Below are 15,545 nucleotides of genomic sequence, written 5' to 3' on the forward strand. Positions count from 1 at the left end.
TTGCACCTCTGTCATGAACAGGCTTTCCGGGCTGTTCCACAAAAATTAAATTTTATTGTGGGCCGTTGATCCTAGCCCGCCCATAAAAGCTTTATTGAGAATGGTGCAACATTTCAGTTTTAACTGAATGCAAGCTTTGAGACGGAGAAGGAATTCCCGGCGGACTACTACACCTGTGGCAAGATATCAGTTTCAAGCAGGTTTAACTATAATGACTTACCCTAAGAATAGTTTTGATCCTAATAATTATGCCAGAATCCTTTTTGCTCGGCCGGCTAATGCTGCAATTAAACAGCGAAGTCGCTGATATTATTACAGACTTATCCGCTGTTGCTTTAACTCCTGATGGCCATTTGTGGCTGGGTTCCGATGAAACGACTTCAATCGAGCGTTTGTCGCCTGTCGCGCCTCATATTTTTGGAGAACATCAAAGATTTGCGATCGCAGATTTTATCGATCTACCTGGAGAATGCGAAATCGATATTGAAGGAATTGATTTCAGCAGCGATTATCTTTGGGTGGTGGGTTCTCACAGCACCAAACGCAAAAAAGCTAAAGGCAAAGACCCCGGCAAAGACATTGAAAGATTAGCACAAATCGTGACAGAGGTCAACCGCTATTTACTGGCGCGCATTCCTATGAAAGACGGGATTTTGTGCGAGTCAATTCCCGATTCAGACAATCCCGAAATTCAACTGACAGTGGGATGCCTGCAGCGGACAGAAACAGGCAATTTGCTGACAGACGCGCTCAAAGATGACACCCACCTCGGCTTGTATTTATCTGTGCCGATTCCGAGTAAAGAAAATGGCTTTGATATTGAAGGGTTGGCGGTGCGGGGCGATCGCATTTTTCTTGGTTTGCGGGGGCCGGTGCTGCGGGGTTGGGCGATAATTTTAGAAATAGAAGTTGAAGAGGCAGAAGCGGGAGTTTTAAGGCTTAAGGAAATTGGGAAAGGAGGGAAATTGTACAACAAACATTTTGTTGATTTGAATGGTTTGGGCGTGCGAGAATTGTGCTGGAACGGGGATGATTTGATTGTTTTAGCGGGGCCGACGATGACTTTATCTGGGGCGATGAGGGTTTTTCGGTTAAAGGGGATTTTAGGGCGATCGGGCGACAGTATTAGTGGGCAAGATGGGGGAGATTTGGAGGTATTGTTTGACTTACCTTTTAAGGTTAATACGGACAATGCTGAGGGATTGAGTCTGTTTCCCTATTTGGGGGAGGAGAATTCGCTGTTAGTGGTTTACGATTCGCCGGATGCAGGGAGAATGGTTGAGCAAAATGCTATTTTTGCGGATATTTTGAAATTAGGTTCGTAGTAGTAGGGTGCGTCATAACGGGAGATATTTGGGCTAATTAATCAGCCATGAACTGACGCACCATGCGATTAGGAAGGTGCGTCAGATGTAATTTTTCCGAGAATTAATTAGACACTAACTGACGCAGCCTACAAGTGGGGTTAATTGTCGGCCGCATCCCTCCGCCGCTGGCTGTAGCGTTTCAATTCATCAATTAAGTGAGTATCGTTAGATGCTGTTCTCGCGCCCGCTTCCGCCGCCCAGCGCTTCAAATCTTCAATTTGCGATCGCGCGATCGCAGCTAAAGGTACTGTATCCTCGATCGACCTCAAAATATCCTCCGTCATCAAATCCCGGCGCTGTCCGTTTACAAACGTTCCAAACGCCCGATACAATCCATCTATTACAACTTGCTCGATTTCTGCACCGCTAAAATTCTCAGCGCGTTTCGCCAAAACCCCCAAATCAAACTCCCGCAATCTAGTTGGTCGCAAACGCTGCAAATGCACTTTAAAAATATCTTGCCGTTCCGATTCAGAGGGCAAATTCAAAAAGAAAATTTCATCAAACCTGCCTTTTCTCAGCAACTCTGCGGGCAAAATCCTGACGTTATTTGCAGTTGCGACGATAAACACCGGACTGGTTTTTTCCTGCATCCAAGTAATCAAACTGCCGAATACCCGGCGCGAAGTTCCCGAATCCCCGTCGCTACCGCTGATAATGTTGCCGAAGGCTTTATCTATTTCATCGATCCACAAAACGCAAGGTGCGATCGCCTCTGCTAATTGTATCATTTGCCTGACGCGGCTTTCGCTTTCCCCTACCACGCCGCCGAACAATCTCCCAGTATCCAACCGCAACAGCGGCAAACGCCATTCTGAAGCTATTGTTTTCGCAGATAAAGATTTGCCCGTTCCTTGAATTCCTACTAACAAAACTCCTTTCGGATTGGGTATGCCGTAGCGACGCGCTTCGTCAGTAAAAGCATCTTGCCGCATTTTTACCCACTGTTTCAAATTCTCCAAGCCGCCCACACTTTTTAGGGATTCTCGGGAGTTGAAAAACTCCAAAATGCCCGTTTGGCGAATTGCTTGCTGTTTTTCCTCCAAAACTCCGTCAATATCTGACTCGTTAATTTGCTGTTTGGCGGCCAAAGCTTTAGCCAAAACCCGCCCGATTCTAGCGCGGCTCAAACCCTGACAAGCTTTAACCAACTGTTCCCTTGCTAAACCGCTAACTTGCAACTGTTGCGGCTTTTCCACAACGTGGGAAATTAAACTGTCGATTTCTTGCACGTTGGGCAAAGGAAAATCAATTACTGTTACTTCTTCTTTCAATTCCTCCGGCAATTCCAGCGTGTGAGAAGTAAGAACTATAGTTTTTTTGCTGCGCTTCAATTCCCGCGTTAAATTCCGCAATTCTCGCACTACCGCCGCGCTTTTTTCGCTGTATGGATATTTCAAAACAGGGTGCAAATCCCGCAGAACAAATATGGTATATTCTTCAACAGCAGTTTTGCTGACGCGATCGAGCGCCGCCATTACCGAACCTTTCCCAGAACCGTTATCCTCCCAGCCACGCACAAGATCCCAGAACAACACCCGGCGCGCGGGAGTTACTTGCAGCGCTACTTGGTCAATTACAGCCTCGACCGGTTCCTCCTCCGCGCTGACAATGTACAGCAGCGAATAGCGGGCGCGAATCATCAAATCTAGTCGCTTTACCAGTGCCTCGAAATGGTTATTTTTACTGCCATTGACGACATCTAATTCTTTGGGGTTTGGGTAATTTTCTGTCATTTTAGTAGATATTTTAGAGTAAAATTAAACTTTATTAAATATTTTTTTTGCAGTACGGACTTTAGTCTTTAAAAAAATTAACCTAACTAAAGGTTTTCACTAAGGACTTGAGTCCTTAACAACTATTGAACCAGACTAAAGTCCGTACTGCAAACGTTAAAATTATAACAGAATAGTACGCAATTGACTACTTAGCAACTTTTCGAGCTTGTTTCACCATATCAATGAGAGTGTGGTGAGCATCTTCGGCGTCTTTTAAAGTGCGATCGAAATTTACTCTAACAGGCACTGTTTCGTCGTTGACTTTAGCGGTTAAATCCATGCCGTTGGCATCAATAGCGAGCATTTGAGCTTCCGTTGCCTGCGGTTGGTCGCCAAATGCTTGAGCGTACAGCACTACAGCACTAGCGTGGTCTTCGTTCATGTGAGTGCAGATGCGATCGCTAATCTCAGTGGAAAACTGTTCTGACATGGGGAGATTCCTCAGATGCAATATCGATCGATTGTACTGCGATCGGTACAAAGTTTTCAAGAGCGATGAATTACCTCAAAAGTTATGAGTTATAAATAAATAAATTATATCCGCATCTATCGGCGTTCATCTGCGGTTAAAAAATCACATTGTTCAACTACAATAATAAAATATTACTTGCTTAATATTACCTAGTTACACGAACAACTCTAGCGCTTATATCGAACTACTCAAAACATTTCCTCCCCGACCCATAGCTGCTGAGGAGGAATTAATTGCAACTCAAAAAGCGATCGATTCTCTGTTGGACAAAGGCGAACTGACTTCAGACGAACGCGACTATCTCAACGTACTTAGAACTCTGGTTTATGAATACGAGCAAACTTTAGAACCCATACCTGACATTTATGGGATAGAACTGTTAAAAGCTTTGATAGAAGAATTTTGCCTGAGACAAAAAGACCTAGTTCCTATTTTTAAAGCCGAGTCTATTGTCTCAGATATCCTTCATGAAAAGCGTCAACTTCCAACAGAACCTATACAAAAAATTGCAGAGTTTTTTAGTGTCTCGTCGGCTGTTTATTTCCACTGCATCCAACACCTAATAACTCGCAATGAATAAAAATGGCGTCTACACAAACATAGAATTTACGGCGGATAGAATTCGCCTCTACACAAACAAAGTCCGCCTTCGCGGACTGAAATAAAAAAGACTAAATTCCGTGTAAGGTGCGCAATGCGCACCCTACAAATCTGGTGTAGTATAAGGTGCGCATTTCGCACCCTACGAATGATGAAATACGAATCATTTAACTTGCCAAAAACTACCTAACTAAAAGATCGAGCGTCAAACGGCAATTCATCAAACCGCGAATCAATATCAGCCTCAGAATTCGCAACAGGGGAATTAGCGCGAGATGCCGACGGCTTAACAGAATTCACCTGGGCTACTGATAACTTTGCCGCAGGTTCCGATTTCTGTAGGTTAACTACAGGTAACTCCCCGCCATTTTCTCCGTTTTTGCTCGTTTGATTCCACATCATCATTCCCAGCAAACCATCAACCAAACCGCCGCCGCTACCGTTGCCTGTTACCGCAACATCCGGCACAACTCGCACGTTGCGATCGCCTATAATTTGCATTAACTGCAAAGCCGTATAACCGGAACCTCCCAAAGCCACAACACCCGCGCGATAAGCTTCAGCTTGAGCATTTCCCTTCACCCGAATCGACTCAGCTTCGCCTTGAGCTTGTTTAACCTGAGAATTCGCTTTCAACTCAGAAATTTTCACGCCTTGTTCCGATTTCACCATCTCTTGTTGAATCTCAGCCAGCGCCGTTTCCCGCACCAATTGTTGCCGCTGAGTTTGTGCTAATTGCTGCACCTCATAAGTCTTGCACTGTTCCTCAGCAATTTTGCGATCTGTTTGAGTTTGCATCAACTCTGCTGGCGGCAAAATATCCCCGATTAAAGTATCAATTGCCTGCACGTCGTAGGTACGCAAAGCTGCTTTGATATACTCGGCGGCTTCCGCTTGCCTGCCGCTTCTTGCCGAGAGAAAATCTAATACAGAATAAGCTTGAGCCGAATTGCGGAAATAATTGCCAATTGTGGGCTGCAAAACGTGATCAACTAAGTTCTGCATGGAACCGACGCGAGAGATAACTTTCGGAGCATCCAAAGCGCCGACGTGAATAATCTGAGCTACTTCTAAATCAAAGGCAAAACCGTCTTGAGAACGCACGGTTAAAGACGAAAGTTTAGAATCGTAGCTGTGCCTTTCTGTTTTGCCAGACCAATTCAATACTATATTAGTAGTCGGCACTAACTCTACTTTCAAAATGCGCGTATTCAGCGGATGTTTCCCCGGATAAAGAGGAGTCACCCATACCCCTTTATTGCCGACATTTACTAAATTTCCGTGAGTGAAAGCAGCACCGCTCACATCTTCTGAGGTTTTGCCGACATAGGAAATCACCGCGCCGACATAGCCGATCGGGATTTCGGTCATCGGCACTTGTTCCACCCCGACAAACCAAGGATTTAAATTCCAAGAACCGGAAAGCAAAACCTGTTCCTGCAAACCGCGCCGCCCGCCGCCGCTGATAAATTTCTGCGCGTTTTGGAAGTTGTCGTGATTGGGAATAATCGGCCCTGCAATTTCGCCATCTTGGATCGGAACGCCGTCATAAGTTGTCACAACTCCCACTTTATCTGGAGCAATTTTGTACAGTTTCAACTGTTCCGCTGTCATCCCGTGTTTGGGAGCATTAGTTGCTGTAATTACCGTAAATAATGCCGTATTTATCCGATAGCTGCCGCCCGTCAGAATGCCGAGTTGGCGACCTTTTTCGCCACCGCTTTTAAGAAATTTGCGAGCATCTTGAAAATTGTCGCATTCTGTGATTTTGCCGAGGATGCGCTGCGGCGGAATCGACTCGCCGGCGGCGGCGATAATTAAAGCAATTTCACCTTGGGGAACTACAGTTAGAGACTCTTTGCGAACGTTGTACTGCAAAGGCCAATAACCCCAGTGCCAACCGGGGGGCAAAGTATCAGCTTGATATCCAGCTTCTCCGTTTAAGGCAATTAAATCTCCGGGGGGTAAAGACTTGCCGCCGAAGGTAAACTTTTTACTGACAATTCCGACTTCACGATCGCCAATTACTACCAATCCGCCAAAAAATAGTGGCAGCACCAGAATAATTATCATACCGCCGATCGCGATCGGGATAAATCCACCCGGATCGAGCTGCATTGTCTGCACGGGAACAGTGCTGCGTAACTGCCCTAGCTGCAAGCTAGAATCAGGTTTTGCTGTTAGCTGAGTCGAGGTTTGATTTGCGGGGGGGATATTGCTAGCTGCTAATACCGGCGAGGGTTTCAAACTGGTTATTGCACTGAGGGCTAAAGACGCCGAAACAGCGGCTGCAAACTGTTTTAAAACGCGGACTTTGACTTGAGATTTGGACAAAAATGAATAAAGCATTTTTTTGATGAGGGCTAATTTGTCCTAGGAGTTCCACCTTAGCCTTACTAAAAAGTTTTTACATAAAACTTAAGGTCTTATTTATCATTATTTGCCGTCATAATAGTCATATTTATCAGTAACAAAAATACCCCTCATTAAACTACAGGCTGACAATCCCCCGTTTTAATGCGGAAATCGCGGCCTGCGTGCGATCGCTAACTCCCATTTTGCTCAAAATATTGTTGATGTGAAACTTGACGGTGCTTTCGCTGATGTGCAAAACTTCACTAATCTCGCTGTTACTTTTACCAGCGACTATGAGGCGGATGACTTCTAATTCGCGATCGCTCAATTCAGGCCCACTCAGGCGATCGGCTAACTTAACACCCACTGCCAGCGGAATGTACTTTTTACCCTCAAAAACCGCCCGAATTGCTGCTAAAAGCTCCTCTGGTTCCGCATCCTTCAGCAGATAGCCCTTAGCGCCTGCTTGCAATCCGCGATAGATGTTTTCATCGCCGTCATAAGTCGTCAGCACCACAATCCGGGCGCTGGGAAACTCCGCACAAATCGCAGCAATGGCGGCGACTCCATCCATCACCGGCATCCGCCAATCCATCAGCGTTACATCGGGCTGATGTTGGCGAAACATTGTCACAGCTTCTTCGCCGTTGCTTGCTTGCGCCACAACTTTAATATCTGATTCGTGCTCCAGCAGCGCCACTAAACCTTGTCGCACAATATAATGATCGTCGGCAATTAAAACGCGAATAATATTTGATTGGTTAATCATGTTTACCCTGTTAATTTTATTTTAAAAAAAATGAAGCTCTCACTACAAATTTACTATGTATGGTGCGAAATGTGCACCTTACTTTACTGGCAATTAACTGAAACTATAACTTCTGTTCCGTTTCCGGGGCGGCTGTTTACTGTTAGCTGCGCGTTAATGCGATCGGCGCGTTCTCTCATTCCCAATAAACCAAAGCCATTCCTAAAACCGATACTTTCCGTATCAAAGCCCTGTCCGTTGTCTTGCACCCGCAAAATAAACTTGGATATTTCGTAAACAAACTCAATTTTTATCGCCGTAGCTTTGGCATATTTAAAAGCATTTGTTAATGCTTCCTGCCCGATCCGCAACAGATTATTTTCTACCTCTAATGGTAGGAAATATGCCGTGCCAACCACTTCAAAAATAGTGCGCGTATCCGTATCTGATGACATTTGTTTAGCAATTTGGTTGAGGGCGCTATACAAATCGCCATCTTCTAACAGTTGCGGGCGCAAAGATTCTACGGATCGCCGCGCTTCAGTAAGACCAGAGCGAGCCAGTTCGCAGACTGTTTTCATGTGTACTTGTGCTTGTTCGGGATTGGCTGATATTACCCGTTCTGCGGCTCCCAAATGTATGATAATACCTGCAAAAGTTTGCGCTAAAGTGTCGTGAATTTCCCGCGCCATGCGGTTGCGCTCTTCGAGAATATTTTGGTCTATGAGTTGTTTAGACATCCTTCTCAGACGCAATTGATTTTCGACGCGAACTAAAACTTCTTGTTGTTGAAAAGGTTTTGTAATGTAGTCTATTCCGCCCACAGAAAAGGCTTTTACTTTATCAAAAATTTCTTGCAAAGCGCTGATAAAAATTATTGGGATGTTTTGAGTTTTTGGAGTAGATTTGAGCTGATTGCAGACTTCGTAGCCATCCATGTGAGGCATCATAATATCGAGTAAAATTAAGTCTGGTAAGTTGGCATTGATAAAGTTAAGAGCTAATTTCCCACTGGGAGCCAGGTGAACTTTATACCCAGCCGCCGATAGTATCCCGCTTAAAAGTTTTAAGTTCTCAGGACAATCATCAACAACTAAAATACTTTCGTGGCAGGTAAAACTGAGGTTTTTGTTCATGTCTCATCCCTCAATGTGTGTATTAAATTTAGCAACTGTTCGTACTGAAAATTTTTAATGCAAGCTGCGCTTGCCCTAGCTAAGGGCTGATTGATTTCGCGAATTTGACTGATGACTGCTTGCATCTGTTCGACATCGAGGTTGCTAATGGCTTGCTGGAGATTGGCTACTAACTCCGGAGGCAATTCAGAAAAAGCGGTTTTTGTCAATACATTTATTTCATTTTCTGTGAAATTGGGCGCAGCATTTTGTTCTTCAAAAACGAATTGCACTCCGATATGTTTGTGCAGAGCATCAAATATATTTGCTTCTCTAAACGGTTTGCAAATAAAATCCTCGCACCCGGTAGAAAGGATAAGAGCTTTCTCTTCCTCAAAACTACTTGCTGTTATAGCAATAATTGCTGTTGCTTGACTTTCGATACCCCCGCCGCCGTTAACAAGGGGGGATCTTGATGATGCTTTGGCTTTAATTTGTTTGGTTGCTTCATACCCATCCATCACCGGCATCCGCATATCCATAAAGATTAAGTGCGGCGAATATTGCTCCCACTTTTCTATTGCTTCTCTCCCATTTTTGGCTTCGTAGACTTCTAAACCGATCGCGGAAAGCAGTTTAAGTAGCAATTGGCGGTTGTCAAAAGCGTCGTCTGCAACGAGAATTCGATAGCGGGGTTGATTCGGTGCGATCGCAATAACTCGTCTAGTTGGCTGTTCCCGTTGGCGATCGGTACTTTCAACTGCATTAACTTTAATGTCAAATTTGAAGATAGTACCGCCTCCCGCACGAGAACTGACTGTCATTTCACCTCCCATTAACTGCACAAAAGAACGTGCGATAGTTAAACCTAATCCTGTTCCTTGTTGCGATTCTTCTCCTGTTTTTGTTTGCACAAAAGCTTCAAAAAGCTTGTCTAATTCACTACCATCAATTCCCTCTCCCGTGTCTTCTATCTCAAAGCAGATTTGCCGATCAAAATCCTGATTTTTAATTTTCACATAAATGCCACCTTTCGATGTGAATTTAATCGCGTTAGAAATCAAGTTAATCAAGATTTGGCGCAATTTAATTTCATCAGTTTGCACATATTGGGGAAGGTCTGACATCCGTTCGACTAAGAACTGCAATCCCTTATTTTCGGCCGGCAGTTGGAACATATTTTCGATGTCGTCCAGTAGGCGGTGGAGGTCAAAATTTGTCGGGTTGAGAGTCGTGCGCCCCGCTTCAATTTTGGATAAATCTAATACTTGGTTAATCAGTCCGAGCAAATGTTCTCCACTGCGGGTGATAATATCCAGGTGTTCTTGCTGTTCCTGCAATAGGTTAGAACCGCGATTCAACAGTTGGGAAAAACCCAGAATTGCATTGAGGGGAGTCCGCAATTCATGGCTCATATTTGCGAGGAATGTGCTTTTTGCTCGGTTGGCTTCTTGTGCTGCGTGTTCGGCTCGTTGTCGCTCGATAATTTCTCGCTGGAGTTCGAGAGTGCGATCGCTCACTTGCTGTTCTAAAGTGCGGTTGTAATCAGCTAAAACTTTTTCTGCTTGTTTGCGCTCGGTGATATCTTGAAATGTGGCGATCGCATAATTAATTTTACCTGTTTCGTCAACAATTGGAGTGCTAGAAACCTCTAAAGAAACAATCTTATCAGGTCGGTGGAACTCGATATCATCTACTTTGATCGTTTCACCCGCCAGAGAACGCACGATTGGCATTTGTGCGGTCGGATATAACTCGTTAGTTCCCGCTAGATAAAGTTGACAAGCTTCTGCTAGTTTCTCAGTATTTGCTTCGGGTATTGTAGGAATAGCACTTAGTTGATGTGCTGTCTGATTTGCGTAGGTAATTTGCCCGGTGGTGTCATGCACGGCTACCCCAATTGGCATAGCGTCGATAAATTGAGTCAGTCGGTTTTCGCGTTCCTTGACTTCCGCGTAGAGTTTAGCATTGGTAAGTGCGATCGCCGCTTGTCCCGATAGCAATTGCAAAACTTCTAAACGTTCGGGAGTAAAAGCTTGTGTCGTGAGGTTATTTTCGAGATAAACAATAGCAGCCAGTTGACCTTGATTCATCAAAGCAGCACACAAAATAGATTTGGGCTGACGAGCTTTGATGTAAGAATCATTCGTAAAATTGCCTTCACGAGGGGCATTATTTAAAACCACATTTTCTTTGGTTCGGGCGACATAATTGATAATTGTTTCGGAAAGTTTCTGGCAATTTTCAACTGGTTCAGATTGCAGCACCGTTATCCGTTCGTCGTTCACTGCACCTTCAGCTTCAATCAGCAATTTGCCTTGACTTTCTAAAAGTAAATACCCTTTTTGAGCTCCGACATTTTCAATCAAAATTTTCATCAATCTGGACAGTAATTTATCCTGTACAATTTCCCCAGCAATTGCTTCAGAAGCTTTCATGACTGTAGCGATATCCAAGGAAGAACTAGAACGGCTGTTCGTAGTAGATGTAGTTGAACTTTTTTTACTTGCAGGTCGATCGAGCGTAAATAATTGCGGATATCGCGTTTCTAAATCTTTAACTTTAGCCTCCGCACCCCAGAGTTGATAGCAGTAACAGGATTCCTGCATATAAGCTTTGGCTGTTAATTCTTTCCCCCTGGATAAATAGAACTTGGCAGCGAGTTCGTAAGCGAGAGCGGCTTCGTGGATGTACTCGTTTTCTTTGGCGAGGGAGATGGCGCGATCGTAATAGTCGATTGCTTCCACAACTTGACCCAAAACTTCACTCCGAAGTGCCTCTACTAAATAAAATTTATGCAAGTGATTCATGGGAGCATGATGCGCCCACGTACGCATTTTCTCTTGGCTGCTATTCACGCGATTCAGTATAGCATTTCGTTCCGAGTTTGAAGATTTATTAAATATAGTTAAATGCGCGAGAGAGTCATAAAAATAAAAAATAGGAACAGCAACCATTCCTGTCACACCAATTAAATACTGTTCTGCTATTACTGCATTATTTGCTGCCTGATGAGCTTCATCAAATAAATAGTGTAAAATTAATTTATTTAAATAAAATAAAGCTAAACCTTGTTTATCTTGAGTAGCTTGATGTATAGATAAAAACTCGTCTTCATTGTAATTATCACTATTTAAATCAAGAGTGTTTTTAGATTTTTTTTGTAAATTACGAACAATTTGTAAATACATTAATACCCAATTAAAGCTACTTTTTTGTCGATTCTTGCTAAGAATTTCACAATAATTTATTATTTCCTGTTCTAGTGCCACAAGTTCATAACCCATTGAATATGAATTAAAGCAGCGATCGAATAAAGCATAACCAATAAATTCAAAATCTCCTGTTTCCACTGCACTATAATAAGCTTCAAGTAAAATTTCTCTACTTTCTTTTAGATGCTTTTTCCAATGTATAATGTGATTGCCAAAAGCATCTAAAACTCTAGCCTTAACTTGGCGAGCATTAAAGCGTTCTATTAACTTTAAGGCGAATTGGGAGAATTCATAACCTGCCTCAATATCTACAACAATTCCACACAAAACAACGCCGTAGGCTGCATAAGCAAAAGCAGACCAGATTGAATTTCCGTATTTGATGGATAAATTGACATTAGCTAAAACAATTAGTGTCATTAAATCAGGATTAGTTAAATAGGTAGTACCTATCATTCTTGAACAAATAAATAAAGCGGTTCTAGCTTCTGGTTGCGTCATTTCAGGCAACTCAAATAATTCTTTTATTTTCCGTCCCTTTAACAGTGTATTTGTTTCTTCAAAACCCTTTTTAATATCCTCAAATTTTGGCTGTTCTGGCAAATTAATTCCTAATAAATTAAGAAAAAATAAACCTGTTTGCACTCCTTCTTTAAAGTTACCCTGAGACATATGAGCTTGAATAATCACATCGTAAATTTTTGCTTTTGAAATTACTATTCCTGTAGATTTTAATGCAATCTCTGATAACTTATTCATTATGATAAAATTACCTATTAGATAGGCTGTCTCTACTGCTTCTTCATAGAGGCACAAAGTTAAGTTATAGGAATTTTTCCAACTATCTGTACTCAACATTTTTAGACCAACATTAAAATGCTCAAACGCTGCTTCATAAGCAGTTGATGCTTTAGCCTTTTGACCTGCTATCAGGTTTAACTGAGCCAGTTCATCTCTTTCTCGCTGATGGGAAATTAGATCGCAACCGAAATTTAGTTGATTGACAATTTCAAAAATTTTTTCTTCTGTAGAATAAGCATTTGGACTGTCATCTACGAGGCTATTTTGCAGCAAAAACCGCCCAATTTTTTGATGCAAAATCGGCTTATCCTGTTCGGAAATTAGCGAATACGCCGCTTGCTGAATTCTGTCATGGACAAATTTGAATTCTAGGAATTGGGACTTGGGTAATTTCCCTGCAATTTCTAATTCCATATCTCCCATGTTCCCCAGCAACACGACTAAATTTTCAGCAACGGCTGCGTACAACTCATCCGCCGTTTGTCCCACAGATTTTCCGCAAAGTGAGGCGAGGGTTTTCAGATCGAATTGATTGCCAATGCAGGCTGCTATCTTTAACGTTTCCTGCGTATTCTGTGACAGTTGTTTAATTTTGCCAGCCATCAATTCGACAACATTATCAGTGAAATTTCTCGCTTGAATTTTATCTAAATCCCACTGCCAACTCCCCTGGCTCCCCTCTTGGTAAGACTGGTCTGTTTCATTCTCTTGTATGGGCAATCCCCCCGTGGTTGCCCCAATATCTGAAAGCCCTGTAGGGGCAATCTCCCCACGCGCAGCGAAGCTATCCCGTAGGGAATCGCCCTCGTCTATCGGCTGGGCGGACACGGGGGCACCGCCCCTACAAAACCCTGGTTTTTCTGAGAATGAAACAGCCCTGGAGGTAAAGTCGAATTGTAATAGCCCTTCTGTATAAAGCGATTTGAGAAATTCATTCATAAAGAAAGGATTCCCACCCGTTTTGAAAAAGACTAACTCGGCAAGGGAGTTGACTCTTGCTTCCTGACAATTCAGGGCATCTGAAATTAGTTGAGTAACAGAGGCTAAATCCAAAGGTGACAGGAAAATGCGATCGACATTTGCCCCTGTTTTGATAATCTCTGCAATCGTTAGCATTAACGGATGAGCTGCAGAAACTTCGTTATCCCGATAGGCCCCAATTAAAAATAGTCCCGTTGACGAAGCGCCGAGCAGCAGTTGCATCAGTTTCAGAGATGCTCCGTCAGCCCACTGCAAATCGTCTATAAATATCGTGAGAGGATGTTCGGGTTTGGTAAAAACTTTAATGAAGTTTTGAAACACAAAATTAAAGCGGTTTTCCGCTTCTGCCGCACCCAATTCGGGTAGCGCGGGTTGCTTGCCGATAATTAATTCAATTTCAGGAATTACATCAATCATGACTTGACCGTTGATTCCCAATGCGTCTAATAATTTTTCCCGCCATTCTTTGAGATTTGCTGCGCTTTCTGCTAACAGTTGTTTGGCTAAATCCTGAAAAGCATTGATAATTGCGCTGTAGGGAATGTTGCGCTGATATTGGTCGAATTTACCGGAGATAAAATAACCGCGCTGTTGAGTAATCGGTTTGTATAATTCTTGCACCAAAGCTGATTTCCCGATACCGGAATATCCCGAAATCAACATCATTGAACTTGTGGCTGTGGCATCTTGCCCTTGTCCGCTGACTCGTGCAAAAGCTGTCAGTAAGCTATCAATTTGTCGCTCTCTGCCATAAAGTTTTTGTGGAATTTGAAAACGGTTAGAAATATCTTGACTCCCTAGGGTAAAAACTGATATATTGTTATGGCTGTGCAGTTGATTTAAACATTCTTCTAAATCCGCTTTTATTCCGATCGCACTTTGATACCGCTCCTCAGCATTTTTCCCCATCAACTTCATCACAATATCGGAAATAATTTGCGGAATTTCGGCATTCACGTCACAGGGAGATAAGGGCTGTTTAGCGAGATGACTGTGTACTAATTCCAGCACATCGTTAGTGTCAAAAGGCAATTTGTTTGTCAGCAGTTCGTAAAAGGTAGCGCCCAGGGAATAAAAATCTGTGCGGTAATCTAAACTTCGATTCATTCTGCCGGTTTGTTCCGGCGACATATAAGCAAGAGTTCCCTCTAAAATGTTGGGATTTTTGATGGTGTAATTCTCCCGCGTCAACTGCGTGGAAATGCCAAAATCGATAATTTTGAGTTCGCCGCTAGCTGGATTGAAGACAATATTTGAAGGGTTAATGTCTTTGTGAATGATGTGGGCGCTGTGAATTTGTTGTAAACTTTCTGTGGTGGCGATCGCAATTCGCAAGAATTCTGCAATACTAAATTTTTGCTGCTGCATCCAAATTTTCAAGGATTCGCCACCAAAATCCTCGACAAACATCACCAGCGTGTTTTGATATGGCTGCAAATCATAGGCTTTTATACAGCCACTCAGATTCAGAGATTGTGTAATTTTATACTCTGTGCGATAGCGGGCGAGTTCTTGGGGCGTGGGATAATTTTCTTTGAGGATTTTGAGGACAACGGGGAGACTGTCGGGTTGTCGGAATGCTCGGTAAACCAGGGAGTTTGCGCTTTCGTAGATGAGCTCTGTGATTTCAACGCCCGGAAGAGTCAGCATATTCATACCGCTGTCAACTTTGCAGTTGAACATAGCATAAATTTGCTCCTCACACCAGATGTGCGTGAGCCATCAGTCGATTTTAGATTTTAGATTTTAGATTTTAGATTTGACTCCACATCTGAGATTTTAGATTTTAGAAGCCAAGACAGGCTTCCCAGTCAACACAACCTGTTCGATAATGTCAGCGGCGCGCTTGACTCCGCCCGATCGCCCGATCGCCTCTTGCATCTCGATCGCCCTTTGTTTATACGACTCTTGGGTTAGGACTTTCACAATTGCCGATCGGACTTTAGGAATGCTCAATCCTCCTATAATTAATACATTAGCTTGCCATCGTTATTATTAATTCCCAGTAATGTGACAGAAGAATGCCGATAATCACCGCTCATTTGTGACAAGTTAAGAAAAAGTGCAAATTGTCAAGGGGGTAGACCAAAAAAGGTAAAATAGGATGAAACCT

The 15,545-nt window shown here is 43.1% G+C and carries 9 protein-coding genes; 2 read left to right on the forward strand and 7 right to left on the reverse strand.

The genetic code is table 11. From position 1 onward, the window contains the following. Window positions 1–248: 248 nt before the first annotated feature. Window positions 249–1,325 carry a DUF3616 domain-containing protein gene (locus QUA25_RS21635; protein ID WP_333041197.1) on the forward strand — a complete coding sequence of 359 codons (1,077 nt, stop codon included), beginning with the start codon at window positions 249–251 and terminating at the stop codon, window positions 1,323–1,325. 140 nt (window positions 1,326–1,465) lie between these two features. Here the strand turns inward: QUA25_RS21635 and QUA25_RS21640 are convergent, their stop codons facing one another. Both QUA25_RS21640 and QUA25_RS21645 read right to left on the reverse strand, forming a co-directional pair. Next, window positions 1,466–3,103 carry an AAA family ATPase gene (locus tag QUA25_RS21640; protein WP_333041198.1) on the reverse strand — a complete coding sequence of 546 codons (1,638 nt, stop codon included), beginning with the start codon at window positions 3,101–3,103 and terminating at the stop codon, window positions 1,466–1,468. Window positions 3,104–3,290: 187 nt separating this feature from the next. Next, a complete protein-coding gene (locus QUA25_RS21645) occupies window positions 3,291–3,575 on the reverse strand; it encodes a DUF2470 domain-containing protein (protein WP_333041199.1) in 285 nt (94 codons plus the stop codon). A gap of 304 nt (window positions 3,576–3,879) precedes the next feature. On the opposite strand from QUA25_RS21645, the gene QUA25_RS21650 reads away from it, so the two are divergent. Next, a complete protein-coding gene (locus QUA25_RS21650) occupies window positions 3,880–4,197 on the forward strand; it encodes a transcriptional regulator (protein WP_333041200.1) in 318 nt (105 codons plus the stop codon). Between the two features lie 206 nt (window positions 4,198–4,403). Here the strand turns inward: QUA25_RS21650 and QUA25_RS21655 are convergent, their stop codons facing one another. The 5 genes from QUA25_RS21655 to QUA25_RS21675 form a co-directional block, all read right to left on the reverse strand. Further along, window positions 4,404–6,566 (reverse strand): flotillin family protein, encoded by a 2,163-nt coding sequence (locus QUA25_RS21655; protein ID WP_333041201.1) that lies wholly within the window; start codon window positions 6,564–6,566, stop codon window positions 4,404–4,406. A 142-nt stretch (window positions 6,567–6,708) separates the two neighbouring features. Continuing rightward, window positions 6,709–7,338, reverse strand: coding sequence for a response regulator transcription factor (locus QUA25_RS21660; protein WP_333041206.1), 630 nt, complete (start codon window positions 7,336–7,338; stop codon window positions 6,709–6,711). Between the two features lie 86 nt (window positions 7,339–7,424). Then, the gene (locus QUA25_RS21665) at window positions 7,425–8,456 is read right to left on the reverse strand and encodes a response regulator (protein ID WP_333041202.1); all 1,032 of its coding nucleotides are present in this window, start codon (window positions 8,454–8,456) and stop codon (window positions 7,425–7,427) included. Continuing rightward, on the reverse strand, window positions 8,453–15,082 hold the full coding sequence (locus tag QUA25_RS21670; RefSeq protein ID WP_333041207.1) for an AAA family ATPase: 6,630 nt from the start codon (window positions 15,080–15,082) through the stop codon (window positions 8,453–8,455). Before QUA25_RS21670 ends, QUA25_RS21665 begins: the two co-directional genes overlap by 4 nt. Before the next feature lie 129 nt (window positions 15,083–15,211). Beyond that, complete coding sequence (locus QUA25_RS21675) at window positions 15,212–15,358, reverse strand: hypothetical protein (protein ID WP_333041203.1); 147 nt, start codon at window positions 15,356–15,358, stop codon at window positions 15,212–15,214. Between the last annotated feature and the right edge of the window lie 187 nt (window positions 15,359–15,545).

This window comes from Microcoleus sp. Pol17C6, assembly GCF_036701145.1.
Classification (GTDB): Bacteria; Cyanobacteriota; Cyanobacteriia; order Cyanobacteriales; family Microcoleaceae; genus Microcoleus.

What these genes read in the sequence shown, in the direction of transcription:
- QUA25_RS21670 (WP_333041207.1), bottom strand. Translation starts at nt 15,082, where the DNA reads ATGCTGACTCTTCCGGGCGTTGAAATCACAGAGCTCATCTACGAAAGC.
- QUA25_RS21640 (WP_333041198.1), bottom strand. Translation starts at nt 3,103, where the DNA reads ATGACAGAAAATTACCCAAACCCCAAAGAATTAGATGTCGTCAATGGC.
- QUA25_RS21645 (WP_333041199.1), bottom strand. Translation starts at nt 3,575, where the DNA reads ATGTCAGAACAGTTTTCCACTGAGATTAGCGATCGCATCTGCACTCAC.
- QUA25_RS21665 (WP_333041202.1), bottom strand. Translation starts at nt 8,456, where the DNA reads ATGAACAAAAACCTCAGTTTTACCTGCCACGAAAGTATTTTAGTTGTT.
- QUA25_RS21635 (WP_333041197.1), top strand. Translation starts at nt 249, where the DNA reads ATGCCAGAATCCTTTTTGCTCGGCCGGCTAATGCTGCAATTAAACAGC.
- QUA25_RS21655 (WP_333041201.1), bottom strand. Translation starts at nt 6,566, where the DNA reads ATGCTTTATTCATTTTTGTCCAAATCTCAAGTCAAAGTCCGCGTTTTA.